Below are 24,055 nucleotides of genomic sequence, written 5' to 3' on the forward strand. Positions count from 1 at the left end.
TCCTTTCTACCAACTCGACTTAGTCATGCCAGGAATTAATCCATGCAGTCCCAAGTCTCTTAAGGCTATTCTTGATATTTTTAATTTTCTGTAAACACCGTGTGGTCTTCCAGTAATTTGGCATCTATTCATAACTCTGTTTTTTGCAGAATTACGAGGTAAATTTGAAAGCTTTTGTTGTGCTTTAAATCTTTCTTCTAATGATATTTTTTTATCCATTACAATTTTCTTTAATGCTTGTCTTTTTTTGAAAAGCCTATCTGAAAGTTTAATTCTTTTATTATTTTTATTTACTGCGCTTACTTTAGCCATTCTTAATTGTCTCCTTTTTTAATAAATGGAAAATTTAGTTTTTCTAAAAGAGCAAAACTATGATCTTTATTTAAAGCAGAGATCACAACTACAACATCAAGACCTCTAATCTTATCAATTCTATCAAAATTAACTTCTGGAAAAATTATATGTTCTTTAATGCCAAACGTATAATTACCAAACTTATCAAATCCTTTGGGTGATAAGCCTCTAAAGTCTTTAATTCTTGGTAAAGCAATATTTACAAGTCTATCTAAAAATTCATACATTTTGTTACCTCTTAAAGTAACTTTTAAACCAGCGTTTGTACCTTTTCTCGTTTTAAAGTTTGCTACTGATTTTTTAAATTTAGTCACAGTTGGTTTTTGACCTGTAATTTTCCCTAAATCTTCTTCAGTAGATTTCATAATCTTTGCATCAGCACCATCAAGACCAAGACCCATGTTAATAACAACTTTTTCAACTTTTGGCCCCATATAGGTATTTTTATATCCAAGGGTTTCTTTAAGCTGTGGTTGGATTTCTTTGTAATAAAGTTCTTTTAATCTAGGTATCATTATTTCTTAGCCTCAGTTTTTTTTGTTTTAGCTTTTTCGTCAATAAGTTTAAGGTTTGAAATGTGGATGAAGCTCTCTTTAGAGACTATTCCACCTTTTTTTTCTTTTGTAGTTTTAACATGTTTTTTCACAATATTAATTCCTTGAACTTTTGCTCTGTTATTAGGTCTATCGATTTCAATAACCTCACCCTCTTTTTTTTTATCTCTTCCAGTTAAAACTCTAACTTTTAATCCTTTTTTAATCATTTATAAAACCTCTGGAGCCAATGAAATTATTTTCATTTGACCTCTACTTCTTAATTCTCTTGTTACTGGACCAAAAATCCTAGTCCCCACTGGTTCACCTTTATCATCAACTAAAACAGCTGCATTATTATCAAATCTAACTTTAGATCCATCTTCCCTATGAATTCCCTTTTTAACTCTAACTACAACAGCTTTATGAACAGAACCTTTTTTAACTTTTCCTTTAGGTAATGCCTCTTTAACTGCGATAACGATAGTATCACCAATACTTGCGTATCTACGTTTAGAGCCACCTAAAACTTTAATACATTCTATTCTTTTTGCACCAGTGTTATCAGCTACTAATAATTCAGTTTGTACTTGTATCATTTAGATTCATCCATTACTTGAAATTTTTTATTCTTAGAAAAAGGCTTACACTCAATAATTGACACTGTGTCTCCAGTTTTAAATTTATTGTTTTCATCGTGTGCGTTATATTTTTTTCTAACTTTAACTACTTTTTTTAATACTGGGTGCGAATATTTTCTTTCAACAGATACAGTTATAGTTTTGTTTGGTTTATCGCTTGTTACTACTCCTGTTAATATTTTTTTAGGCATTTAATTTTCCTTTTAGTGTAGTTTTTAATCTAGCTATAGTTTTTTTAGTTTGTCCAATTTTAGATGGATCTGTAACTTGTGAATTAATTTTTTGAAATCTAAAGTTAAATAAATCTTTTTTTAATTTATCAATATTTTTGATAACTTCGTCCTTAGATAATTTTTTAATTTCTTGTTTTTTCATATTATGCAAATCTCTTAATAAATTTTGTTTTTATAGGTAGTTTAGCTGAAGCCTTATAAAGTGCTTCTTTTGCTATTGTTTCTGAAACACCATCAATTTCAAATAAAATTCTACCTGGCTTCACTCTACAAGCCCAATATTCAGGAGCTCCTTTACCTTTACCCATACGTACTTCAACAGGTTTTTTTGAAACAGGTATATTTGGAAAGATTCTTGTCCAAACACGTCCCTGTCTTTTCATGTGTCTTGTTAAAGCAACTCTAGCAGCTTCTATTTGTTTTCCTATAATTCTCTCTGGCGCCATAGCTTTTAATGCAAAAGATCCATAGTTAATCTTGCTAGCGCGTGTAGCTGTTCCATGAATTCTTCCTTTATGTGCTTTTCTGTATTTTGTTCTAACTGGCTGTAACATAATTATTCTTTAACCTCTTTAGGAACTATCTTGTTAGTTTCTTGGCTAAATTCTTTAGCGAATACTTCACCTTTGTAAATCCAAATTTTTATTCCAATAATACCAAATGTTGTTAATGCTTCAGCTTCTGCATAGTCAATATCTGCTCTTAAAGTATGTGATGGTATACTTCCTTCTCTTAACCATTCAGTTCTAGCTATTTCATTTCCACCTAGTCTACCACTAATAGAAACTTTAATGCCTTTTGCACCAAGTCTTAAACATGATTGCATAGCTCTCTTCATGGCTCTTCTATATGATATTCTTTTAACTAATTGTTGTGCTATATTTTCAGCAACTAAATAAGCATTTGTTTCCGGTTTTTTAACTTCTTTAATATTAAGCGTTACTTCATTGTTGGTAAATTTAGATAAATTATTTTTTATTTTATCAATATCGCTACCTTTCTTTCCAATTACAAATCCCGGTCTTGATGTGTAAATAGTAACAAAACATTTATTAGAGGTTCTCTCTATCATAACTTTAGATACACCAGAATTAACAACATTTTTCTTGATATAAGCTCTGATCTTAAAATCTTCGATAAGATAATTTCCAAAATCTTTCTTTTTTGCATACCAGACAGAATCCCAACCTCTGTTTACACCTAGTCTGAAACCAACAGGATTAACTTTTTGACCCATGACTCTCCATTTGTTTTGCTTCTGATAATATAATTGTAATAGTTGAATAAGGTTTTAAAATTGGTGCAGCTCTACCTTTTGCTCTTGGTCTAAATCTTTTCATAACAACTTTTTTCCCACAGTATGCTTCTTTAACAATTAGTTTATCTATGTCGTATTGATTGTTATTTTCAGCGTTAGCAACAGCTGATGAAACTGTTTTTCTTATTTCCCTAGTAATTCTTTTTGCAGAAAATTGAAGCTCTCTAATAGCTACATCAACTTTTTTTCCAACAATTGCTTTAAGTATTGGGTTAAGTTTTCTAACACTAGATCTAATATTATTATTCACAGATCTAACTGTATCCACTTTAGTTCTGTTAATTTTCTTTTTTTTATTCATAATTATTTTTTCTTCTCAGCTGGTTTTCCTTTTTTTTCAGCTGGTGTATGTCCAAAAAATGTTCTAGTGGGAGAAAATTCACCTAATTTATGACCCACCATATCTTCAGATATAGTAACTGGAATGAATTTTTTTCCATTATAAATCAAAAAACTAACCCCTATAAACTCAGGAATAATTGTTGATTTTCTTGACCACGTTTTAATAGGCATTTTTTTTGGATCTAATTTTTGTTTTTCAACTTTTTTAATCAAGCTCTCTTCAACAAAAGGTCCTTTCCATACTGATCTAGCCATTATTTTTTAGAATCCTTCCTGTTATTTCTTCTTCTAACTATAAATTTATCTGTACTCTTATTGTCTCTAGTTTTTAATCCTTTTGCAGATTGACCTGTTGGAGATACTGGATGTCTTCCACCTGCAGTTTTACCTTCACCACCTCCGTGTGGGTGATCAACAGGATTCATCACAACTCCTCTAGTATGAGGTCTTCTACCAAGCCATCTTGATCTTCCAGCTTTACCAATCTTAATGTTTTTTTGATCTGGGTTTGAAAGCACACCAATTGTTGCCATGCATCTTGAATCAATTTTTCTAACCTCTCCAGAGGTCATTTTAATTAATGAGTAATTTCCATCTAACCCACTGATAGTAACAGATGTACCTGCAGATCTAGCTATTTTTCCACCAGCTCCAGGTTTTAGCTCTACATTATGGATATTGATACCAACAGGAATATCTCTAAGTGGCATACAGTTTCCAACTTTAATTTCTTTTTCCGATCCATTTTCAACTTTATCACCTACTTTAATTTTTTGAGGAGCTAAATAGTAAAAATGTTGTCCATCATCAAACTTAACTAACATGATGTAGCAAGATCTATTTGGATCATATTCAATTCTTTCGACAGTGCCTGGCATGTCGATTTTCTTTCTGTAGAAATCAACCAACCTATACATTTTCTTGTGCCCACCGCCTGACATATTACGAGAAGTTATGTGTCCATTATTATTTCTTCCACGCATTGAATTTTTTGGCTCAACTAAGGCCTTAAATGGCTTGCCTTTCCAAAGACCAGCTCTATCAACTAAGATTGTTCCTCTTGTTGATTTTGTATAGGGTTTGAATGTTTTTAATGCCATTTTTAAATTCCAGATGTTAGATCAATACTTTGACCCTTTTTAAGTGTTATTATTGCTTTTTTGTAACCTTGAACATTAACTTTTTTACCTCTAGTTACTTTGGTTCTATTTTGTTTATTGATAATATTTATTTTTGTAACATTAACTTTAAAAATCTTTTCAATATTTTTCTTCAAATTAGTCTTGTTGGCAGCTCTGGGTACTTTAAAAACAATTTTATTTTGTTCTGACAAATTAGTAGTTTTCTCAGTAACCATTGGTGACAGAATTTTATCGTATAAATGTATTTTATCCATTTTAGGAATATCTCTTTTCTAGTTCTTTAATTGAACTTTCTGTAAAAACTACTTTTTTAAACTTTATAATATCAAATGCACTGAAATGATTAATATCCGTAACTTTAACATTTGGAATATTTCTAACTGACTTTTCAATTTTCTCTTTAGATGATTTATCTAAAATGATTAATGAATTTGTAATTTCAAATTTTTTAATAATTGAATGCATTTCTTTAGTTTTTTTAATCTCATTTCCAAAATCACTAAAAATTATCAAATTATTAAGTTTATTCTTCTCAGTAATTAGTGAAGCAATACTTAGTTTTTTTTCACTTTTATTTAATTTTCTTTTTTTGTATGCCAGTTCACCTTTAGGTCCATGTGCAACACCACCACCAACGAAAATAGGTGCTTTTCTACTTGCGTGTCTAGCTCCACCAGTACCTTTTTGAGCATAAATTTTAGATGTAGATCCAGTAATCTCATTTTGTTGTTTAGTTTTTGCGTGTCTACCTTTGTAATTAGCATTAGTTTTATATAATACGTTATCAACCAATCTTTTGTTAATTTTAGCAGAGAAAATTTTATCTAAAACTTCAATTGAATCTTTTTTACCGTCTAAGTTTAATTTATCAATTTTCATTATTTTTTCTTTTTATCTGGTGTTTTTTTAGCTTCTTCAGCAGCAGCAATTTTTTCATTAATAGTCATTTTGTTTATAACTTTTACTGATTTTTTAACTAAGATTTCAGTATTTTTTGATCCAGGAATTGATCCTTTTAAATATAACAATTCATTTTCAATATCTGTCTTAATAATCTCTAAATTTTGCATAGTTCTAACTCTATCACCCATATGACCAGCCATTTTTTTACCTTTAAAAACTTTACCAGGATCTTGTCTTTGTCCAGTAGATCCGTGAGATCTATGTGATACAGAAACACCGTGAGTAGCTCTTAACCCACCAAAATTGTGTCTCTTCATGGCACCTGCAAAACCTTTACCAATAGTTTTTGAAGTTGTATCAACAAACTTAACTTCATTAAATATTTCAAGACCAAATTCGTTACCTTCTTTATATAATTCTGTATCTTTAACTCTAAATTCTTTTAATTTTTTCTTAGCTTCTGTATTTTTCTTTGCATACAAGCCCTTCATTGCTTTTGTAAGTTTAGATGCTTTAATTTTACCAAACCCTAATTGCACAGCTTTGTATCCACGTTTTTCTTCTTCAATAACTTGGATCACTCTAGCCTTTTCCATTTTAATAACAGTTACTGGAACTAAACGTCCTGTTTTATAGAACTCTCTAGTCATACCAATTTTTTTTCCAATTAATGCAATTTCACTCATAATTAAATTTTTATCTCCACATCAACACCTGATGCTAAATCAAGTTTCATTAAAGCTTCAACAGTTTGAGGTGTTGGCTCTATAATATCTATTAATCTTTTGTGTGTTCTTGTTTCAAATTGCTCTCTACTTTTTTTATCAATGTGAGGACCTTTTAAAACAGTGTATCTTTCGATTCTAGTTGGTAAAGGTATTGGTCCTTTTATCGTGGCACCTGTTCTTTTTACAGTATTTACAATTTCTTCTGTAGATGCATCTAGAATCTTATTGTCGTATGCTCTTAATTTAATTCTTATATTTTGTTTTTCCATAATAATTAGCCTGCAATCTTTTTAGTTACTTCATCCTGAACATTTTGTGGGACTTTAGAGTAATGATCAAAAAACATTGAATACTGAGCTCTACCTTGAGACATTGATCTTAAACTATTTATATAACCAAACATATTAGCTAAAGGAACCATAGCTGTAATCACTGTTGCATTTCCTCTATTTTCTTGAGTACTGATTTGGCCTCTTCTACTATTCAGGTCACCAATAACATCACCCATATAATCTTCAGGTGTAACAACTTCAACTCTCATAACTGGTTCTAATAATTTCAAAGTTCCTCTAGTACAAGCTTCTTTAAAGCAAGCTCTACCTGCTAATTCAAATGCAAGAACACTTGAGTCAACATCATGGTGTAATCCATCTAAAATTGTAACTTTATAATCAATCATTGGAAACCCTGCTAAAATTCCGCCATCTGAAATTGTTTCAATTCCTTTTTCAACACCAGGAATAAATTCTTTAGGAATTGCACCACCTTTAATTTTGCTTTCGACAGATCTACCTGAACCAGGCTCTTGTGGCTCAACCAAAAGTTTAACTTTTGCAAACTGACCAGCACCACCACTTTGTTTTTTATGAGTATATTCAAATTCTGAGGCATTTTGTAATGTTTCTCTATAAGCAACTTGAGGAGCACCTACATTTGCCTCTACATTAAATTCTCTTTTCATTCTATCGACAATAATATCAAGGTGTAACTCACCCATTCCTTTAATAATAGTTTGACCAGATTCTTCATCTGACGTTACTCTGAATGATGGGTCTTCTTTAGCCAATCTTCCTAATGCTTCACCCATTTTTTCTTGGTCAGCTTTTGTTTTAGGTTCAACGGCAATTTCGATTACAGGTTCTGGGAACTCCATTGGTTCTAATAAAACAGGATTAGCTTCATCACAAAGAGTATGTCCTGTTATCGTATATTTTAAACCAGCTAAAGCAACAATGTCACCCGTATTTGCTTCTTTGATATCCTCTCTTGAGTTCGCATGCATTAAAAGCATTCTACCAACTCTTTCTTCTTTATCTTTTGAAGTATTATAAACAGCAGTTCCAGTTCTAATCGTTCCCGAGTAAATTCTAATAAAAGTTAATGAACCAACAAATGGGTCATTAGCAACTTTAAATGCTAATGCAGAAAACCCTGTGCCATCATCAAATTTCATTTCAACAACATCTTCACTACCAGGTTTAGTTCCATTAATAGACCCAATATCGATCGGGCTTGGTAAGTAGTTAATTACAGCGTCAAGTAAAGGTTGAACACCTTTGTTTTTAAAAGCTGAACCTGTAGTTATTGGAACAAAACTAAAATTTAATGTTCCTTTTCTTATGCATTTTACCAAATCTTCTTCTTTGATTTCTTCCCCATTTAGGTAAGCTTCCATTAGTTTTTCATCTTGCTCTACAGCCATTTCAACTAATTCAGTTCTGTATTTTTGTGAAATTTCTTTTAAATCATCAGGAATTTCTTTGTATTCCCATTCAGCTCCTAAAGCTTCATTTTTCCAAACTTGAGCTTTCATTTTAACTAAGTCAACAACGCCAGATAAATCTGCTTCAATACCAATAGGGATTTGAATTGGTAGAGGTTTACAGCCTAATCTATCCTTAATCATTTCAACACATCTATAAAAATCAGCACCCGTTCTATCTAACTTGTTTACAAAACAAATTCTTGGAACTTTATATTTATCAGCCTGTCTCCATACTGTTTCAGATTGAGGTTCTACACCGGCAACACCATCAAAAACACAAACAGCACCATCTAAAACTTTTAATGATCTTTCTACTTCAATCGTAAAGTCAACGTGTCCAGGCGTGTCGATGATATTAATTCTATGATCATTCCAGAAGCAAGTTGTTGCTGCTGATGTAATCGTAATACCTCTTTCTTGTTCTTGTTCCATCCAATCCATTGTTGCAGCACCATCATGTACTTCACCAATTTTATGACTTTTTCCTGTGTAATATAAAATTCTTTCGGTGGTAGTAGTTTTACCAGCATCAATATGAGCCATGATACCAATATTTCTATATTTATTTAATGTGTGTGTTCTAGCCATAATTTATTACCACCTAAAATGTGCAAAAGCTTTATTTGATTCTGCCATTTTATGTACATCTTCTCTTTTTTTAACAGCAGAACCTTTTTTTTCATAAGCATCATACAGTTCGTTAAAAATTTTATCTGACATATGTTTGTCTTTTCTTTTTCTAGAAGCATCAACTAACCATCTAATTGCTAGTGCTTGTGCACGTTTAGTTTTAACTTCAACAGGAACTTGATAAGTTGCGCCACCTACTCTACGTGATCTAACTTCTACAGTAGGTTTGATGTTATTTATTGCTTCATTAAAAACATTAATGGGCTCTTCTTTTGTTTTTGATTTTATTTTTTCTATAGCTTCATAGACAATTTTTTCAGCAACTACTTTTTTGCCGTCGTACATTATTGAGTTAATTAATTTAGGGATTATTGTAGAATTAAATATTGGGTCTGGAGTAACAACTTTTTTGGGTTGTGTTTTTTTTCTAGACATAATTATTTACCTTTTTTAGTTCCATACAAAGATCTACGTTTCTTTCTATTTGCAACACCTTGTGTGTCTAGGTTTCCTCTAAGGATATGATAACGAACACCAGGTAAGTCTTTTACACGACCGCCCCTAATTAAAACGACTGAGTGTTCTTGTAAATTGTGACCTTCACCACCAATATAAGCTGTAACTTCAAAACCATTAGATAGTCTAACTCTAGCAACTTTTCTTAATGCTGAGTTGGGTTTTTTAGGAGTTGTTGTATAAACTTTTACACAAACACCTCTCTTCAAAGGTTGTTTCTGAAGTGCAGGAACTTTATTCCTAGCAACAGGTTTAATTCTTTTTTTTCTTAACAACTGGTTAATAGTTGGCATAAATTTTTTAAATTAATTAATATATTTTTGAGTGAAAATAACTGACAGGTTATTTTGTGGCAGCGTTTAGTTCCGTAAAGTAGGTACTACATTCCAACCAAAAACAGCGTCAAAATACTATTAAATCTCTGATTGTCAAACTAAAACTACAAGTTAAACGTGTTTTTTTTATTAATTTGCTGGAGTTTCTGTAGTCTCTAAAGGCTCAATTTTCTCTTGCTCAGCTAAGAATTTATTATCCGCATCAATGGCATTCTTATTCCATTTGTTCTTAATGTGACCTGTTCCAGCTGGAACTAATCTACCTACAATAACGTTCTCTTTTAAGCCATTTAATGGATCGACTTTACCTTTAATCGCAGCATCAGTTAAAACTCTAGTAGTTTCTTGGAATGAAGCAGCAGAAATAAATGACTCAGTTTGAAGTGAAGCTTTAGTAATGCCCATTAAAACTCTTTCACCAGATGCTGGATTCTTTCCTTCAGCAACTAGTTTTTCATTTGTATTATCAAACTTAATTCTGTCTATCATTTCACCTGGTAAGTAAGACGAGTCGCCAGACTCTTTGATTTCAACTTTTTTAAGCATTTGTCTTAATATCGTTTCGATATGTTTGTCGTTAATAATTACACCTTGTAACCTATAAACTTCTTGTACTTGGTTAACAAAGTATTCTGTTAAATCTTTTATACCAAGTATTCTTAAAATATCATGTGGCAAAGGTTGTCCATCTAAAAGATACTCACCTTTTTTTATTTTTTCACCTTGGTTAAAATTAATATGTTTACCTTTTGGAATTAGATAATTTGAAGGTTCACCATTATCTGGTTGTATGGAAATTCTTTGTTTTCCTCTAACTTCTTTACCAAATAAAACTTGGCCATCATTTTCTGCAATTATTGCGCTATCTTTTGCTTTTCTAGCTTCAAATAATTCTGCAACACGAGGCAATCCTCCAGTAATATCTTTTGTTTTAGTAGTTTCCTTTGGAAGTCTAGCTATTATGTCACCAGCAAATATTTTTTGACCATCTTTCACTGAAAGAATTGAGTCTGGAACTAAATAATATCTGGCTTCATTATCATCAGCTTTTTTAATAACATTACCTTTATCATCTCTTAAAGTAATTCTTGGTTTTAAATCAGTATTTTTAGATTGAGCTCTCCAATCAATAACAGATTTAGATGAAATTCCTGTTGCATCATCGGTTGTTTCTTGAATTGAAACACCATCAATTAAATCTACATAACCAGCTATACCACTTTTCTCTGCGATAACTGGAGTTGTATAAGGATCCCATTCACAAATTTTTTCATTTGCTTTAACTTTATCACCATTCTGGAAAAATAATTTTGAGCCGTAAGCAACCTTATAAACAGCAACTTGAACTCCATTATTATCTTCAATTGATAATTGAGTGTTTCTTCCCATTACAATTAAATTTTTCTTAGAATCTTCTAATAAGTTAGAATTTATAATTTTTAAAGTTCCAGCTGTTTTTGTTACGATCTGAGACTCTTGTTTAACAGAAGCAGTACCACCAACGTGGAAGGTTCTCATTGTTAATTGCGTACCTGGTTCACCAATCGATTGTGCTGAAATCATACCTATAGCTTCACCTACATGAACCATTTTTCCTCTAGATAAATCTCTTCCATAACAAGTAGCACAAACACCAAGTTTAGAGCTACAAGTCATAACTGAATAAGCTTTGATAAATTTAACACCAGCTGCATCAATTTTATCGCAACCAGCTTCATCAATCATTGTTTCTTTTTTAATAACTACTTCACCAGTAATTGGATTTTTTACATCGAAAGCTGTAACTCTTCCAAGCGCTCTTTCTGATAAACTAACAACAACATTTCCACCTTCCAAAATTTCTGCTAATTCAATAAACCCTGGATTATCACACTTAATTTTAGATATAGTAAGATCTTGAGCTACGTCACAAAGTCTTCTTGTTAAATAACCCGAGCTTGCAGTTTTAAGGGCTGTATCAGCTAAACCTTTTCTGGCTCCGTGTGTTGAGTTAAAATATTCTAGGGCTGTTAAACCTTCTTTGAAATTAGAAATAATTGGTGTTTCGATAATTTCTCCAGATGGTTTTGCAATAAGACCTCTCATACCAGCCAACTGTTTCATTTGCGCAGCTGAACCTCTAGCTCCACTATCTGCCATCATAAATACTGAGTTAATCTTCATGCCATCAGGAGTGCTTTCCGTAGCCGAAATACCTCTCATCATTTCACCAGCAACTTTATCCGTACATTTTGACCAAGCATCAACAACTTTGTTATATTTTTCACCTCTAGTAATTAAACCTTCTGAATATTGATTTTCATAATCTGCAATTAATTTTTTAGTATCTTCAATTAGTTGTCCTTTATTTGCAGGAATAACCAAATCATCTTTACCAAAAGAAATACCAGCTTTAAATGCATGTTTGAAACCTAAATCTTTTAAATGATCACAAAATATAACTGTAGTTTTCTGACCACAAAATCTAAATACACTATCAATAATTTCTGAAACAGTTTTTTTTGGAAGCAATCTATCAATCATTGAAAAAGTAATATCTTTATGTTTTGGAAGTAAATTAGCTAATAAGAATCTTCCAGCAGTCGTTGTGTGTTTTTCAACTCTTTTGTTTCCCTTCTCATCTAATGTTTCAAATCTAGAAACAATAGTAGAGTGAACTTTTATTTGACCTGTAGATAGGGCATGTTCAATTTCATCATTATTTATGAAGTAACCATCCGGCTTTTCAGTTTGAAAAGGTGCTTGAGATAAATAGTATAGACCTAAGATCATATCCTGACTCGGTACTATGATAGGTTTACCGTTTGATGGACTTAAAATGTTATTTGTTGATAACATTAAAATTCTCGCTTCTAGTTGGGCTTCTAAACTTAGAGGAACGTGAACCGCCATTTGGTCACCATCAAAGTCAGCATTAAAGGCTGCACAACATAAAGGATGAAGTTCAATTGCATCTCCTTCAATTAACTTAGGCTCAAAAGCTTGAACCCCAAGTCTGTGCAGTGTTGGTGCACGGTTTAATAAAACTGGGTGTTCTCTTACAATAAGTTCTAATGCATCCCAAACAGCATTGGTTTCTTTTTCAACTAATTTTTTTGCTTGTTTGATTGTCGAAGCTAATCCTAGTTTATTTAATCTAGCATACAAGAATGGTTTAAATAATTCTAAAGCCATCTTCTTAGGTAAACCACATTCATGTAATTTAAGGTCTGGCCCTACAACGATTACAGATCTTCCTGAATAATCTACTCTTTTTCCTAGTAAGTTTTGTCTAAATCTACCTTGTTTACCTTTAAGCATTTCTGCTAAAGATTTGAGTGGACGTTTACCAGTACCAGTAATTACTCTTCCTCTACGACCATTATCAAATAATGCATCAACAGATTCTTGAAGCATTCTTTTCTCATTTCTAACAATGATATCAGGAGCTTTTAAATCCATTAATCTCTTAAGACGATTATTTCTGTTTATAACTCTTCTATAAAGATCATTAAGATCTGATGTAGCAAATCTTCCACCATCTAATGGAACTAAAGGTCTTAATTCAGGTGGTATAACTGGTATTACAGTTAAAATCATCCATTCTGGCTTTTGACCAGTTTCAATAAATGACTCAATCAATTTAAGTCTTTTAATTGATCTTTCTTCATTAACTTTTGATTTTGTTTCTTTAATTGTATTAATTAAAAGCTTTCTTTCAAGCTCAAGATCTATTGATTTAAGAATAGATAAAATTGCTTCAGCTCCAATACCAGCTTCAAATGATTCTTCACCAAACTCGTCTTGGTATTTTGCTAATTCTTCTTCGTTAAGTAATTGATTTTTTTGAAGACCAGTTAAACCAGGCTCAATAACTATGAAGTTTTCGAAATAAAGAACTCTTTCAACTTCTTTTAACTTCATATCAACGGCTAGTGAAATTCTACTAGGTAAAGATTTTAAAAACCAAATGTGTGCAACGGGAGTTGCAAGGTTTATGTGACCCATTCTCTCTCTTCTTACATTGGATTTTGTAACTTCAACTCCACATTTTTCACAAATAATACCTCTAAACTTCATACGCTTGTACTTACCGCACAAACATTCGTAATCTTTTATCGGTCCAAAAATTCTAGCACAAAACAAACCATCTTTTTCTGGTCTAAAAGTTCTATAGTTAATAGTTTCAGGTTTTTTAATTTCACCATATGTCCAAGATTTAATTTTTTCAGGACTGGCTAAAGTAATTTTAATGCTATTAAAATTTTGTGCTTCAGAAACTTCACTATTTTTAAATAAATCTGTTAATTCTTTTTTCATATTTAATTTAACTCTATGTTTAGTGCTAATGATTTAATTTCTTTAACTAGAACGTTGAATGACTCTGGAATACCAGACTCAAAATTTTCTTCACCTTTAACAATCGTTTCGTAAACTTTAACTCTTCCAGCAACGTCATCTGACTTAACTGTTAAAATTTCTTGTAATGTGTACGAAGCTCCATACGCTTCAAGAGCCCACACTTCCATTTCACCAAATCTTTGTCCACCAAGTTGTGCTTTACCACCCAATGGCTGCTGTGTAACAAGACTATAAGGACCAGTAGATCTTGCGTGAATTTTATCCTCAACCAAGTGATGCAGTTTAAGCATATAAATAATACCAACGGTTACAGGTCTATCAAACATTTCACCTGTTCTGCCATCCCATAAATTAGTTTGACCTGAGGTAGGTAATTTTGCTAACTCAAGCATTTCAGAAACATCTTTTTCTTTAGCTCCATCAAATACTGGAGTTGAAATAGCTATACCATTTTGTATGTTTTCACATAAATCTGAAAATTCAGTTTTGTTTAATTTGTCAATTCCCCCATCAAACACTTCTTTACCATAAACAGATTTTAGGAATGATGAAATTTTTTCAGTTTTTTCAAATTTTTTATTATTTTCATTAACTAATCTTTTAACTTCTTCACCAAATTCTTTACAAGCCCAACCAAGGTGAGTTTCTAAAATTTGACCTACGTTCATACGACTTGGAACTCCAAGTGGATTTAATACAATGTCAACAGGTCTTCCATCTTCCCTATAAGGCATATCTTCAACAGGGACAATTTTACTGACTACACCCTTGTTTCCGTGTCTACCCGACATCTTATCACCTGGTCTTAATCTTCTTTTAATCGCAACAAAAACTTTTACCATTTTCATAACACTTGGTAATAAATCATCACCACTTCTAATCTTTAAAACCTTATCTTCGAATCTTTCTTGAATATCTTGTTTTGCTTGATTGTATTGATCTTTTAATTGAGCAATACTCGCTTCATCATTAACATTGTCTACTGTTATTTTGAATACATCGTTAATATTAATTTTATTAATTGTCTCAAGATCAAGTTTGGTACCTACGTCTAAATCTTTTATTTTTTTAGTTAAAGAAGCTCCTGATAAAATTTGATTAGCTCTTTGTTTTATGCTTCTTTCTAGAATTTCTTCCTCTACAATTTTGTCTTGTTGAACAGTATCAATTTCTGCTCTTTCAATTGTAATAGATCTTTCATCTTTTTCTATACCATGTCTATTAAATACTCTAACATCAACAACCGTTCCACTGCTTCCTCTAGACATTTTTAATGATGTGTCAGTTACATCGATTGCTTTTTCACCAAAAATAGATCTTAATAATTTTTCCTCAGGTCCAGATGCTGAATCTCCTTTAGGTGTAACTTTACCAACTAATATATCGCCAGCTTTTACTTCAGCGCCAATATAAACAATTCCAGATTCATCAAGGTTTTTTAGCGCTTCTTCATTTACATTTGGAATATCTCTAGTGATTTCTTCTTCACCCAATTTTGTATCTCTAGCCATAACTTCATATTCAACAATATGAACTGATGTAAATACATCATCCGTGACACATCTTTCAGAAATTAAAATAGAGTCTTCAAAATTGTAACCTTGCCAAGGCATAAATGCTACTGTCACATTTTTTCCGAGTGCTAACTCACCTAGTTTAGTAGATGGTCCGTCAGCAATAATATCTCCTGATTTAACTTTATCACCTACTCTAACAAGTGGTTTTTGGTTAATACATGTATTTTGGTTTGATCTTTTAAATTTTTGCAGGTTATAAATATCCACACCTGATTTAGTGAAATCCGTTTCTTCAGTTGCTTTGATTACAATTCTTTTTCCATCAATTTTATCTACTGTACCATCACGACTAGCAACAATAGTTACACCTGAATCAAGAGCAACATCACTTTCAATTCCAGTACCAACTAAAGGAGATTCTGGTTTTAATAAAGGAACCGCTTGTCTCATCATGTTAGATCCCATTAGAGCTCTGTTCGCATCATCATTTTCTAAGAAAGGGATTAGAGAGGCTGCAACAGAAACTAACTGTTTAGGTGAAACATCAATATAATCAATTTTACTTGGATTTGATAAAACGAAGTTTAAATTTTCTCTACAAGGAACAAGTTCTTCTAAAATTTTTCCAGATTTATCTATTTTTGCATTAGCTTGAGCAATTGTATATTTTGTTTCTTCCATCGCTGAAAGATATTCAACTTTATCTTGAACTACACCGTTTAAAACTTTTTTATAAGGACTTTCAATAAAACCATACTTATTAATTTTAGCATAAGTAGATAAGCTATTAATCAAACCAATGTTCGGTCCTTCAGGTGTTTCAATTGGACAAATTCTTCCGTAGTGAGTTGGATGAACATCACGTACCTCAAACCCAGCTCTTTCTCTAGTTAACCCCCCTGGTCCTAAAGCTGAAACTCTTCTTTTGTGTGTAATTTCTGATAATGGATTTGTTTGATCCATAAATTGAGAAAGTTGTGAACTTACAAAAAAATCTTTAAGAGAAACTGTTAATGGTTTTGCGTTAATCAAATCTTGTGGCATTGCTGATTCAATATCAAGAGTTGTCATTTTTTCTTTAATCGCTCTTTCCATTCTGTAAACACCAATACGCGCTTGGTTTTCAACAAGTTCGCCAACAGATCTTACTCTTCTGTTACCTAAGTGATCAATATCATCAACTTCATCTTTACCATCTCTTAAATCTAACATTTTATGAACGATAGCAATTATGTCGTCATTTCTTAAAATTGTAATTTTATCAGAACACTCAAGGTTCAGTCTCGAGTTCATCTTAACTCTACCAACATCAGAAAGATCGTATCTATCTGAACTAAAGAACAGGTTATTAAATATCTGTGTAGCAATCTCAACTGTTGGCGGTTCACCTGGTCTTAAAACCTTGTAAATTTCAGTAATTGCATCATTTTTTGAATTATTTTTATCATTTAAGATAGTTGTTAATAAATAAGGTCCTTTATTAATAGAATTAGTAATAGAAATTTCAATTGAGCTAATGTTAGCCTCTAAAATTTGCTTAATAATGGTATCATCTAACTCTGTACCAATTCCAAAAGTACCTTCTTCTTCATCATCACTAACTTTAACTTCATTATGCAAATATTTTCCAATTAAAGACTCTTGAGATACTAGAATGTCTTTAAGCCCATCTGAAGCTAACTTTTTAGCAGTTAAAAAATTAATTTTATCACCAAGCTTAATTACTACATTTCCTGTTTTAGCATCAGTAACTTCTTCAGAAAAATTTTTTGCTTTGTAATTTTCAGGATTAAATTTTGTTTTCCATTTACCTGTTTTCGCATCAAATGAATAAGTATCTTTATCATAAAACTCATCAGCTATTTCTGATTTAGTTAAACCTAAAGCCATCAAAAGAGTTGAAGCAAATATTTTTTTCTTTCTATCGATCTTAAAATATAAAAAATCTTTAACATCGTACTCTAAATCTAACCAAGATCCTCTGTTAGGAATAACTCTACAATTAAATAATAATTTACCACTTGCATGTGATTTGCCTTTATCATGATCAAAGAAAACACCCGGACTTCTGTGCATTTGGTTTACAACAACTCTTTGAACACCGTTTGTTATAAAAGTTCCGCTATCAGTCATCATAGGTACTTCACCCATATAAACTTCCTGCTCTTTGGCAGATAAAATATCTTTAGTATTATTTTCTTGGTCAATTTCGTAAACAACCAATCTTAAAGTACATTTTAATGCTGACGTAAAAGATAATCCTCTTTGAATACATTCTTCAGTATCAAATTTTGGTTTTTCAAGTCTATAAGAAACGTATTCTAATGTTGCTTTATCATTTAGATCTTCTATCGGAAAAATACTTTTAAAAACTCTATCAAATCCTTTTGATAAATCCCCAGCTTCACTGTCAAAATCAGTAAGTTGTTTGTATGAGTTTTTTTGAACTTCAATTAAATTTGGAATAGATAAAGTTTCCGAAAGCTTTCCAAAGCTTTTTCTTACATTTTTCTTTTGAGTAAAAGATAATTGCATTTAATACTAATCACTGATTAATAAATTAACCAGTTATGAAATCTTTCTAATTAATTTATTTAAGTTCTACTTTTGCGCCAGCTGCTTCCAACTTAGCCTTGATCTCTTCAGCGTCTTTCTTGTTTACACCAGACTTAACTTCTTTTGGTGCACCCTCAACTAAATCTTTTGCCTCTTTAAGACCTAAAGATGTTGCTGCCCTAACTTCTTTAATAACATTAATTTTTTTATCACCTGCAGAAATTAACATGATTGTAAAATCATCTTTTGCTTCTTCAGCTGCTCCACCTGCTGCTGCTGCTGGTGCTGCGGCAGCCATAGCTGTAACGCCCCACTTTTCTTCAAGCTGTTTTGAAAGTTCAGCTGCTTCAACGACAGTTAAACTTGATAAGTCTTCAATAATTTTGTTTAGATCAGGCATATTTTTTTTACTCTTTAGGTTGTTTTTTTAAGAATTTTCTGGGCTCAAACTACTCATTTTTTCGGATCGTGCAAGTAAAATACTTACTAATTTTGATGCTGGTGTAGCCAAAATTCCCACAAGGTTAGCTCTTGCTTCATCAAGGGTTGGTAAATTTGCTACATTTTGAACTGCAGCTTGGTCTAATACCTCATTACCCATAATTCCACCTAAAAGTTTCAAACTTTCGTTTGTTTTGGCAAATTTAGATAAAATTCTAGCTGATATTATCGCGTCATTAGAAAAAGCGACTGCAGTAGCTCCTGTAAATAAATTTGATAGTTCCTTGCACTTAGTTTTTTCTAGTGCAATTTTAGTAATTCTATTTTTTGTTATAGTGAACTTAATGCCATGTTCTCTCATTTGCGCTCTAAGTTCATCAAGTTGAGACATTGTAAGGCCTTGGTAGTGAGTTACCATTACAGCTTCATTATTCTGAAACTGTGTTTCCATTTCACTAATATAATTCTTTTTTTGTTCCTTGTTCATCATAACTATATAGCTTTTCCTAATTTAACTTTATACGAAACACCCATGCTTGACGTTATAAAAGTATTTTTTATTAAGTCACCTTTTAAAGTTAGGTTTCCTTTTTCTTTATCTAAAGTATCTAAAATAGCATGAAAATTTTTAAGCAATTGATCATCATGGAAAGATTTCTTACCTATACTTACACCAATATTTCCATCTTTATCGTTTCTAATTTCTGCTTGTCCTGATTTAGCATTTGTTACTGCTTGCTTAATGTCCTCTGAAACTGATCCTAATTTAGGGTTAGGCATTAATCCTTTTGGTCCTAAAACTTTTCCAAGCTTAGATAATTTAACCATCATACCTGGTGTACAAATTAATTTTTCAAAATTAAGTTCACCTGCTTTAATTTTATCTATAAATTCATCGCTACCAACTATATCAGCACCAGCATCTTTGGCTTCTTTGGCTTTTGTATCCTCACAAACAACAGCTACTTTCACTTTTTTACCTGTTCCACCTGGTAAGTTAACTACAGTTCTAATATTTACTTCACCTTTTTTTTGTTTGTTGTTCACTTGAAAGCTCAAGTCAATTGATTCATCAAATTTTGTAGTACAATTTTTTTTAACAGTCGCTAATAGATTTTCAATAACGTCAGCAGTTAAATCTTTTGTTTTTTCAGGTAATTGTTTAAATCTTTTTGATGGCATTAGTCTTTAACCTCTATTCCCATTGATCTTGCTGATCCTGCAATAATTTTTACTGCTTGCTCAAGATCGTGAGCATTAAGATCTTTCATCTTTTGGGTTGCAATTTCTTCTGCTTGTTTTTTTGTAATTGATCCAGCAATACTTCTGCCTGGCTCTTTAGATCCACCTTTAAGTTTAGCAGCTTCTTTAATAAAATGTGATGCTGGCGGTGATTTAATTTCAAAATCAAATTTTTTATCTTTATATACGGTGATAACTACTGGAATTGGTTTTCCAGCAAATGCTTTTGTTTTATCGTTAAAAGCTTTACAAAATTCCATTATATTAATTCCCCGTTGACCTAACGCAGGACCAACTGGCGGTGCTGGATTGGCTTGGCCACCCATAATTTGTAATTTTATATATCCACTAATTTCTTTTGCCATTAACTTGCTTTCTCTACTTGGTTATATTCTAAATCAACTGGTGTTGGTCTTCCAAATATTGAAACTGAAACCTTAAGTCTTGATTTCTCTTCATCTATATCTTCAACCATACCACTGAATGATGCAAAAGGACCGTCAACGACCTGAACTTTTTCACCAATGCTGTATTCTATACCAGATTTTGGCTGAGCTACACCATCTTTTATTTGTCCTAAAATCTTTTCTATTTCTTTATCTGAAACAGGAACAGGAATGCCCTTTGAGCCTAAAAAACCACTCACACGCTTTAAGTTTTTAATTAAATGATAAAGATCATTATCCATTTCACTTTTAATCAAAACATAACCAGGAAAGTATTTCTTTTTTCTCTGAATTCTCTTTCCTCTTTTTACTTCTGTTACATCGTGTGTTGGAACAACAATTTCTTCAATTTTGTCAGAAATTTTTGCTTTTTCAGCTTCTTCCTTAATTAATCCTGCAACCTTATTCTCAAAATTTGAGTGAGATTGAACAATATACCAATTTTTCATTAAATACTTACCTTTAGTAAAGCTTCCAATAAAAATTTAAGTACTTGATCAAGAAGCAAAAAGAAAAGAGACATAATAACTGCCATAGCAAACACCATTAATGCACCTTGCATTGTCTCTTTTCCTGTAGGCCAAGAAACTTTAAAAGCTTCTTGTTTTACTTCTTGGATAAATTTTATCGGGTTTTTCATAATATACTGTTTAGCATATTGGCAGGAGCGGAGGGAATCGAACCCTCAACCTCCGGTTTTGGAGACCGGCACTCTACCAATTGAGCTACACTCCTATAGAGTTTACTCTATAATTTTAGTTACTACTCCAGCTCCAACTGTTCTACCACCTTCACGAATAGCAAAGTTTAATTTTTCGCTCATCGCAATTGGAGTAATTAATGTAACAGTGAATTTAGCGTCATCACCAGGCATAACCATTTCAGTTCCAGCTGGTAATGTAACTTCTCCAGTTACATCAGTTGTTCTAAAGTAAAACTGAGGTCTGTATTTAGTAAAGAAAGGAGTGTGTCTTCCACCCTCATCTTTTTTAAGTACATAAGCCTGAGCTTCAAATTTAGTGTGCGGTGTAATTGAAGCGGGTTTACAAAGAACTTGTCCTCTTTGAATGTCATCTCGCTCAACACCTCTTAATAGAATACCAACGTTATCACCTGCTTCACCTGAATCTAAAAGCTTTCTGAACATTTCAACACCAGTACAAACTGATTTTTTAGTTGCAGTAACCCCTACGATTTCAACTTCTTCACCTGTTTTAATAACACCAGATTCAATTCTTCCAGTTGCAACAGTTCCTCTACCTGAAATTGAGAAAACATCCTCAACAGGCATTAGGAAAGGCTTGTCAATATCTCTAGTTGGTTGAGGAATAAATTCATCAACAGCTTTCATTAATTCTACAATAGAATTTTTTCCAATTTCTTCATCTCTGCCTTCAACAGCAGCTAATGCAGATCCTTTAACGATAGGAGTTTTATCACCTGGATATTTGTATGAAGTTAAAAGTTCTCTAATTTCTTCTTCAACAAGTTCAATCATATCTTTATCATCAACTTGATCTACTTTATTTAAGTAAACAACAATTGCAGGAATACCAACTTGTCTTCCTAAAAGAATGTGTTCTCTAGTTTGAGGCATAGGACCATCAGCAGCATTAACTACTAGGATAGCTCCATCCATTTGAGCTGCACCTGTAATCATATTTTTTACATAGTCAGCGTGACCTGGGCAATCAACGTGTGCGTAGTGTCTTTTTTCAGTTTCATATTCAACGTGAGCAGTTGAAATTGTAATCCCTCTTTCTTTTTCTTCAGGAGCTTTATCAATCTGATCGTAAGCAACAGCTTTTCCTCCACCAAGTTCTGCTAATGTAATTGTGATAGCAGCTGTTAATGTTGTCTTACCATGGTCGACATGACCAATTGTACCGATGTTACAGTGTGGTTTATTTCTTACGAACTTTTCTTTTGACATTACGTTTTTACCTCAGTTTTAGTTTTATTAATAATTTCTTTTTTTCTTGGAGCGGGTAAAGAGAATCGAACTCTTACATCCAGCTTGGAAGGCTAGCGTTCTACCATTGAACTACACCCGCACAACATCAAGAATAACACTCCATTGTTATAAAAAATTTTATTGATTGGTGGAGGGGGAAAGATTCGAACTTTCGAAGACCGAAGTCAACGGGTTTACAGCCCGCCCCATTTGACCGCTCTGGAACCCCTCCTTTTTGGGGAAGTGTCCCCTTGCTCAATAAAGCTTCAAACAACATGCGTTTTATATATTTTTATTATGCAATTGCAACACGAGATTTACTGTGAAAATGGAGGAAAATACGTATAAAACAAAGATAATTTTATGAATAAATCATCTTTTTTAATCGTTGGTCAACATGCTGTAATTGAGGCTTTAAGAAACCCCAAAAGAAAGGTTTTAAAAGTTTTTTTAACAGAAGAAAGTAAAAAAAATATTCATAGAAAGAACCCGAAGAAAAATGTCCTTGAAGACGTTAAAGTCTATTTTAAATCAAAAAAAGAATTAGATAAGTATACTTCTAAAGATCAAATTATGCACGGTGGGTACATTGCAGAAGTTGAGCATATCGATCAACCAGACCTAAAAGAATTTATAAAAGGAAAAAATAAATTAACATTTGTTTGCATTGATGAAGTAACAGACCCTAGAAATATTGGATCGTTAATTAGAAGTGCTTCTTCATTTCATATAGATGGATTAATAGTTAAAGAAAGACAATTTCCGTCTGATAGTAAGCTTATGTATAAAGCCGCAAGTGGATGCATGGAGCATATTAATATTTTTGAAGTATCAAACATAAATTCAACACTTAAAAATTTAAGAGAAAAAAATTTTTGGGTTTATGGATTTGATGCAAGAGGAGAAAAAGACTTTACAGATATCAAATGGGAAGGAAAAAATGTTCTTTTGTTCGGATCTGAAGGTTTTGGTATGAGAGAGCATACTGGAAAGTACACAGATTTTTTTGTGAAGATTGACATAAATAAGGATGTAGAAAGCTTAAATATCTCAAATAGTGCAGCGATTGTGTTTCATCATTTAAGTTATTTGAAAAAAAATTCTTGATTAGTCTAAGATTTCTTAATAGAAATCGTTTATGCCCTTGTAGCTCAGCTGGTAGAGCAATTGATTTGTAATCAATAGGTCCGCGGTTCGACTCCGTGCGGGGGCACCATCACTTAATTATTTGAAGTTTCTTTACGTGTTTGTTCAATCTTTATTTTTTTGTGAAGACTGTTATTTTTATCATATAATAATTCAAAGCTAATTTTTTTATTGGCTTGAATTTTAATTATTTTTGCATTTCTAACCTCAAAATTATCTGCAACAGCACTGATAGGTCTTTTATTTGTATCTAAATTTTTTATTAAAATTTTAGATTTATCACTAATAATTGTACCCTTCCATCTTCTAGGTCTGAAGGGACTAATCGGAGTTACTGCTAGCTTTCTTGAATCTAAATTTAGAATTGGTCCATGTGCTGATAAATTATAAGCTGTACTACCTGCCGGTGTTGAAACTAATACGCCATCAGAGATTAAATTTTTAATAATATTTTTCTTATTAGCAGTAATCGAAATTGATGATGCCTGCTTACTTTGTCTTAATATTGACACTTCATTGATAGCTATTGATTTTTTTGTTTGATTTTTTTTATTAGTCACAGTCATTTGTAAAGGATAAATCATTACACTGTTAGAGATATTCAAATTTTTAATAAAGTTTTCATTAGAAAACTTATTCATCAAAAAACCATAGTTTCCAGAATTAATTCCATAGAAAGGTTTTTTATATTTGTGTAATTTTTTTAAAGTTTGAAGCATGAAACCATCTCCTCCTAGAACAATTATTATGTTGGATTTTCTTAAAGATGTAATGTTAACTTTTTTAATTAAGATTGATTTAATCTTAAGAGAGACTTTGGTTTTATCAAATACTAAATATACTTTATCTCTCATTGAGTGGTGCCCTCGGCCAGACTCGAACTGGCACTCCAAAAAGGCACGGATTTTAAGTCCGTTGTGTCTACCAATTTCACCACGAGGGCATGTACTATTTTCATTTGTTTAACTGTTT

The 24,055-nt window shown here is 32.0% G+C and carries 29 protein-coding genes and 5 tRNA genes; 2 read left to right on the top strand and 32 right to left on the bottom strand.

What is annotated here, in order from left to right; genetic code table 11:
• Positions 1-6: 6 nt before the first annotated feature.
• The 30 genes from rpsN to AC5SLY_RS03635 form a co-directional block, all read right to left on the bottom strand.
• The gene (gene rpsN / locus AC5SLY_RS03490) at positions 7-312 is read right to left on the bottom strand and encodes a 30S ribosomal protein S14 (protein WP_006996824.1); all 306 of its coding nucleotides are present in this window, start codon (positions 310-312) and stop codon (positions 7-9) included.
• 2 nt (positions 313-314) lie between these two features.
• The gene (gene rplE / locus AC5SLY_RS03495) at positions 315-869 is read right to left on the bottom strand and encodes a 50S ribosomal protein L5 (RefSeq protein ID WP_006996823.1); all 555 of its coding nucleotides are present in this window, start codon (positions 867-869) and stop codon (positions 315-317) included.
• The gene (gene rplX, locus AC5SLY_RS03500; protein ID WP_006996822.1) at positions 869-1,117 is read right to left on the bottom strand and encodes a 50S ribosomal protein L24; all 249 of its coding nucleotides are present in this window, start codon (positions 1,115-1,117) and stop codon (positions 869-871) included. Before rplX ends, rplE begins: the two co-directional genes overlap by 1 nt.
• Complete coding sequence (rplN, locus tag AC5SLY_RS03505; protein ID WP_006996821.1) at positions 1,118-1,486, bottom strand: 50S ribosomal protein L14; 369 nt, start codon at positions 1,484-1,486, stop codon at positions 1,118-1,120.
• Positions 1,483-1,719 carry a 30S ribosomal protein S17 gene (gene rpsQ / locus AC5SLY_RS03510; protein ID WP_011282154.1) on the bottom strand — a complete coding sequence of 79 codons (237 nt, stop codon included), beginning with the start codon at positions 1,717-1,719 and terminating at the stop codon, positions 1,483-1,485. Before rpsQ ends, rplN begins: the two co-directional genes overlap by 4 nt.
• On the bottom strand, positions 1,712-1,903 hold the full coding sequence (gene rpmC, locus AC5SLY_RS03515) for a 50S ribosomal protein L29 (protein ID WP_006996819.1): 192 nt from the start codon (positions 1,901-1,903) through the stop codon (positions 1,712-1,714). Before rpmC ends, rpsQ begins: the two co-directional genes overlap by 8 nt.
• Before the next feature lies 1 nt (position 1,904).
• Positions 1,905-2,315: a 50S ribosomal protein L16 gene (gene rplP / locus AC5SLY_RS03520; RefSeq protein ID WP_006996818.1), complete on the bottom strand. Its 411-nt coding sequence runs from the start codon at positions 2,313-2,315 to the stop codon at positions 1,905-1,907.
• 2 nt (positions 2,316-2,317) lie between these two features.
• Entirely contained in the window at positions 2,318-2,998 is a 681-nt protein-coding gene (gene rpsC, locus AC5SLY_RS03525; protein ID WP_011282155.1) for a 30S ribosomal protein S3, read from the bottom strand.
• On the bottom strand, positions 2,982-3,380 hold the full coding sequence (gene rplV / locus AC5SLY_RS03530; RefSeq protein WP_006996816.1) for a 50S ribosomal protein L22: 399 nt from the start codon (positions 3,378-3,380) through the stop codon (positions 2,982-2,984). Before rplV ends, rpsC begins: the two co-directional genes overlap by 17 nt.
• A gap of 2 nt (positions 3,381-3,382) precedes the next feature.
• Complete coding sequence (gene rpsS / locus AC5SLY_RS03535) at positions 3,383-3,676, bottom strand: 30S ribosomal protein S19 (RefSeq protein WP_006996815.1); 294 nt, start codon at positions 3,674-3,676, stop codon at positions 3,383-3,385.
• Entirely contained in the window at positions 3,676-4,521 is an 846-nt protein-coding gene (gene rplB, locus AC5SLY_RS03540) for a 50S ribosomal protein L2 (protein ID WP_006996814.1), read from the bottom strand. The genes rpsS and rplB overlap by 1 nt, the downstream gene beginning before the upstream one ends.
• Positions 4,522-4,523: 2 nt before the next feature.
• Positions 4,524-4,817: a 50S ribosomal protein L23 gene (rplW, locus tag AC5SLY_RS03545; protein WP_020169482.1), complete on the bottom strand. Its 294-nt coding sequence runs from the start codon at positions 4,815-4,817 to the stop codon at positions 4,524-4,526.
• A 1-nt stretch (position 4,818) separates the two neighbouring features.
• A complete protein-coding gene (rplD, locus tag AC5SLY_RS03550; protein WP_011282156.1) occupies positions 4,819-5,442 on the bottom strand; it encodes a 50S ribosomal protein L4 in 624 nt (207 codons plus the stop codon).
• On the bottom strand, positions 5,442-6,152 hold the full coding sequence (gene rplC, locus AC5SLY_RS03555) for a 50S ribosomal protein L3 (protein WP_011282157.1): 711 nt from the start codon (positions 6,150-6,152) through the stop codon (positions 5,442-5,444). Before rplC ends, rplD begins: the two co-directional genes overlap by 1 nt.
• A 2-nt stretch (positions 6,153-6,154) precedes the next feature.
• Positions 6,155-6,463, bottom strand: a complete 309-nt coding sequence (gene rpsJ / locus AC5SLY_RS03560; RefSeq protein WP_006996810.1) for a 30S ribosomal protein S10 — start codon at positions 6,461-6,463, stop codon at positions 6,155-6,157.
• Positions 6,464-6,468: 5 nt separating this feature from the next.
• A complete protein-coding gene (gene fusA / locus AC5SLY_RS03565) occupies positions 6,469-8,547 on the bottom strand; it encodes an elongation factor G (RefSeq protein ID WP_006996809.1) in 2,079 nt (692 codons plus the stop codon).
• Between the two features lie 6 nt (positions 8,548-8,553).
• Positions 8,554-9,024, bottom strand: a complete 471-nt coding sequence (rpsG, locus tag AC5SLY_RS03570) for a 30S ribosomal protein S7 (protein ID WP_006996808.1) — start codon at positions 9,022-9,024, stop codon at positions 8,554-8,556.
• A gap of 2 nt (positions 9,025-9,026) precedes the next feature.
• The gene (gene rpsL / locus AC5SLY_RS03575; RefSeq protein WP_006996807.1) at positions 9,027-9,398 is read right to left on the bottom strand and encodes a 30S ribosomal protein S12; all 372 of its coding nucleotides are present in this window, start codon (positions 9,396-9,398) and stop codon (positions 9,027-9,029) included.
• 171 nt (positions 9,399-9,569) lie between these two features.
• Positions 9,570-13,739, bottom strand: a complete 4,170-nt coding sequence (gene rpoC / locus AC5SLY_RS03580) for a DNA-directed RNA polymerase subunit beta' (protein WP_494598554.1) — start codon at positions 13,737-13,739, stop codon at positions 9,570-9,572.
• A gap of 2 nt (positions 13,740-13,741) precedes the next feature.
• Positions 13,742-17,833 carry a DNA-directed RNA polymerase subunit beta gene (gene rpoB / locus AC5SLY_RS03585; protein WP_494598555.1) on the bottom strand — a complete coding sequence of 1,364 codons (4,092 nt, stop codon included), beginning with the start codon at positions 17,831-17,833 and terminating at the stop codon, positions 13,742-13,744.
• A 55-nt stretch (positions 17,834-17,888) separates the two neighbouring features.
• The gene (gene rplL / locus AC5SLY_RS03590; RefSeq protein ID WP_006996804.1) at positions 17,889-18,254 is read right to left on the bottom strand and encodes a 50S ribosomal protein L7/L12; all 366 of its coding nucleotides are present in this window, start codon (positions 18,252-18,254) and stop codon (positions 17,889-17,891) included.
• Between the two features lie 27 nt (positions 18,255-18,281).
• On the bottom strand, positions 18,282-18,782 hold the full coding sequence (rplJ, locus tag AC5SLY_RS03595) for a 50S ribosomal protein L10 (protein WP_006996803.1): 501 nt from the start codon (positions 18,780-18,782) through the stop codon (positions 18,282-18,284).
• A gap of 5 nt (positions 18,783-18,787) precedes the next feature.
• Complete coding sequence (rplA, locus tag AC5SLY_RS03600; protein WP_494598556.1) at positions 18,788-19,477, bottom strand: 50S ribosomal protein L1; 690 nt, start codon at positions 19,475-19,477, stop codon at positions 18,788-18,790.
• The gene (rplK, locus tag AC5SLY_RS03605) at positions 19,477-19,902 is read right to left on the bottom strand and encodes a 50S ribosomal protein L11 (protein WP_006996801.1); all 426 of its coding nucleotides are present in this window, start codon (positions 19,900-19,902) and stop codon (positions 19,477-19,479) included. The genes rplA and rplK overlap by 1 nt, the downstream gene beginning before the upstream one ends.
• Positions 19,902-20,432, bottom strand: coding sequence for a transcription termination/antitermination protein NusG (nusG, locus tag AC5SLY_RS03610; protein WP_006996800.1), 531 nt, complete (start codon positions 20,430-20,432; stop codon positions 19,902-19,904). The genes rplK and nusG overlap by 1 nt, the downstream gene beginning before the upstream one ends.
• Positions 20,432-20,623, bottom strand: coding sequence for a preprotein translocase subunit SecE (gene secE, locus AC5SLY_RS03615; protein WP_006996799.1), 192 nt, complete (start codon positions 20,621-20,623; stop codon positions 20,432-20,434). Before secE ends, nusG begins: the two co-directional genes overlap by 1 nt.
• A gap of 19 nt (positions 20,624-20,642) precedes the next feature.
• A tRNA-Trp gene (locus tag AC5SLY_RS03620) sits at positions 20,643-20,718 on the bottom strand.
• Positions 20,719-20,725: 7 nt separating this feature from the next.
• Positions 20,726-21,916 (bottom strand): elongation factor Tu, encoded by a 1,191-nt coding sequence (tuf, locus tag AC5SLY_RS03625; RefSeq protein WP_271563404.1) that lies wholly within the window; start codon positions 21,914-21,916, stop codon positions 20,726-20,728.
• A 47-nt stretch (positions 21,917-21,963) separates the two neighbouring features.
• A tRNA-Gly gene (locus AC5SLY_RS03630) sits at positions 21,964-22,037 on the bottom strand.
• 46 nt (positions 22,038-22,083) lie between these two features.
• Positions 22,084-22,169 (bottom strand) — tRNA-Tyr (locus tag AC5SLY_RS03635).
• Between the two features lie 131 nt (positions 22,170-22,300).
• Between AC5SLY_RS03635 and rlmB the strand changes: the two genes are divergently transcribed.
• On the top strand, positions 22,301-23,044 hold the full coding sequence (rlmB, locus tag AC5SLY_RS03640; RefSeq protein WP_018414179.1) for a 23S rRNA (guanosine(2251)-2'-O)-methyltransferase RlmB: 744 nt from the start codon (positions 22,301-22,303) through the stop codon (positions 23,042-23,044).
• A gap of 33 nt (positions 23,045-23,077) precedes the next feature.
• Positions 23,078-23,153, top strand: a tRNA-Thr gene (locus AC5SLY_RS03645).
• A gap of 4 nt (positions 23,154-23,157) precedes the next feature.
• Here the strand turns inward: AC5SLY_RS03645 and AC5SLY_RS03650 are convergent.
• On the bottom strand, positions 23,158-23,937 hold the full coding sequence (locus AC5SLY_RS03650) for an NAD kinase (protein WP_494598557.1): 780 nt from the start codon (positions 23,935-23,937) through the stop codon (positions 23,158-23,160).
• 4 nt (positions 23,938-23,941) lie between these two features.
• Positions 23,942-24,026 (bottom strand) — tRNA-Leu (locus AC5SLY_RS03655).
• Positions 24,027-24,055 lie beyond the last annotated feature (29 nt).

It is taken from the genome of Candidatus Pelagibacter sp. PS_23 (assembly GCF_059417905.1).

What these genes read in the sequence shown, in the direction of transcription:
- rpsN (WP_006996824.1), bottom strand. Translation starts at nt 312, where the DNA reads ATGGCTAAAGTAAGCGCAGTAAATAAAAATAATAAAAGAATTAAACTT.
- rplE (WP_006996823.1), bottom strand. Translation starts at nt 869, where the DNA reads ATGATACCTAGATTAAAAGAACTTTATTACAAAGAAATCCAACCACAG.
- rplX (WP_006996822.1), bottom strand. Translation starts at nt 1,117, where the DNA reads ATGATTAAAAAAGGATTAAAAGTTAGAGTTTTAACTGGAAGAGATAAA.
- rplN (WP_006996821.1), bottom strand. Translation starts at nt 1,486, where the DNA reads ATGATACAAGTACAAACTGAATTATTAGTAGCTGATAACACTGGTGCA.
- rpsQ (WP_011282154.1), bottom strand. Translation starts at nt 1,719, where the DNA reads ATGCCTAAAAAAATATTAACAGGAGTAGTAACAAGCGATAAACCAAAC.
- rpmC (WP_006996819.1), bottom strand. Translation starts at nt 1,903, where the DNA reads ATGAAAAAACAAGAAATTAAAAAATTATCTAAGGACGAAGTTATCAAA.
- rplP (WP_006996818.1), bottom strand. Translation starts at nt 2,315, where the DNA reads ATGTTACAGCCAGTTAGAACAAAATACAGAAAAGCACATAAAGGAAGA.
- rpsC (WP_011282155.1), bottom strand. Translation starts at nt 2,998, where the DNA reads ATGGGTCAAAAAGTTAATCCTGTTGGTTTCAGACTAGGTGTAAACAGA.
- rplV (WP_006996816.1), bottom strand. Translation starts at nt 3,380, where the DNA reads ATGAATAAAAAAAAGAAAATTAACAGAACTAAAGTGGATACAGTTAGA.
- rpsS (WP_006996815.1), bottom strand. Translation starts at nt 3,676, where the DNA reads ATGGCTAGATCAGTATGGAAAGGACCTTTTGTTGAAGAGAGCTTGATT.
- rplB (WP_006996814.1), bottom strand. Translation starts at nt 4,521, where the DNA reads ATGGCATTAAAAACATTCAAACCCTATACAAAATCAACAAGAGGAACA.
- rplW (WP_020169482.1), bottom strand. Translation starts at nt 4,817, where the DNA reads ATGGATAAAATACATTTATACGATAAAATTCTGTCACCAATGGTTACT.
- rplD (WP_011282156.1), bottom strand. Translation starts at nt 5,442, where the DNA reads ATGAAAATTGATAAATTAAACTTAGACGGTAAAAAAGATTCAATTGAA.
- rplC (WP_011282157.1), bottom strand. Translation starts at nt 6,152, where the DNA reads ATGAGTGAAATTGCATTAATTGGAAAAAAAATTGGTATGACTAGAGAG.
- rpsJ (WP_006996810.1), bottom strand. Translation starts at nt 6,463, where the DNA reads ATGGAAAAACAAAATATAAGAATTAAATTAAGAGCATACGACAATAAG.
- fusA (WP_006996809.1), bottom strand. Translation starts at nt 8,547, where the DNA reads ATGGCTAGAACACACACATTAAATAAATATAGAAATATTGGTATCATG.
- rpsG (WP_006996808.1), bottom strand. Translation starts at nt 9,024, where the DNA reads ATGTCTAGAAAAAAAACACAACCCAAAAAAGTTGTTACTCCAGACCCA.
- rpsL (WP_006996807.1), bottom strand. Translation starts at nt 9,398, where the DNA reads ATGCCAACTATTAACCAGTTGTTAAGAAAAAAAAGAATTAAACCTGTT.
- rpoC (WP_494598554.1), bottom strand. Translation starts at nt 13,739, where the DNA reads ATGAAAAAAGAATTAACAGATTTATTTAAAAATAGTGAAGTTTCTGAA.
- rpoB (WP_494598555.1), bottom strand. Translation starts at nt 17,833, where the DNA reads ATGCAATTATCTTTTACTCAAAAGAAAAATGTAAGAAAAAGCTTTGGA.
- rplL (WP_006996804.1), bottom strand. Translation starts at nt 18,254, where the DNA reads ATGCCTGATCTAAACAAAATTATTGAAGACTTATCAAGTTTAACTGTC.
- rplJ (WP_006996803.1), bottom strand. Translation starts at nt 18,782, where the DNA reads ATGAACAAGGAACAAAAAAAGAATTATATTAGTGAAATGGAAACACAG.
- rplA (WP_494598556.1), bottom strand. Translation starts at nt 19,477, where the DNA reads ATGCCATCAAAAAGATTTAAACAATTACCTGAAAAAACAAAAGATTTA.
- rplK (WP_006996801.1), bottom strand. Translation starts at nt 19,902, where the DNA reads ATGGCAAAAGAAATTAGTGGATATATAAAATTACAAATTATGGGTGGC.
- nusG (WP_006996800.1), bottom strand. Translation starts at nt 20,432, where the DNA reads ATGAAAAATTGGTATATTGTTCAATCTCACTCAAATTTTGAGAATAAG.
- secE (WP_006996799.1), bottom strand. Translation starts at nt 20,623, where the DNA reads ATGAAAAACCCGATAAAATTTATCCAAGAAGTAAAACAAGAAGCTTTT.
- tuf (WP_271563404.1), bottom strand. Translation starts at nt 21,916, where the DNA reads ATGTCAAAAGAAAAGTTCGTAAGAAATAAACCACACTGTAACATCGGT.
- rlmB (WP_018414179.1), top strand. Translation starts at nt 22,301, where the DNA reads ATGAATAAATCATCTTTTTTAATCGTTGGTCAACATGCTGTAATTGAG.
- AC5SLY_RS03650 (WP_494598557.1), bottom strand. Translation starts at nt 23,937, where the DNA reads ATGAGAGATAAAGTATATTTAGTATTTGATAAAACCAAAGTCTCTCTT.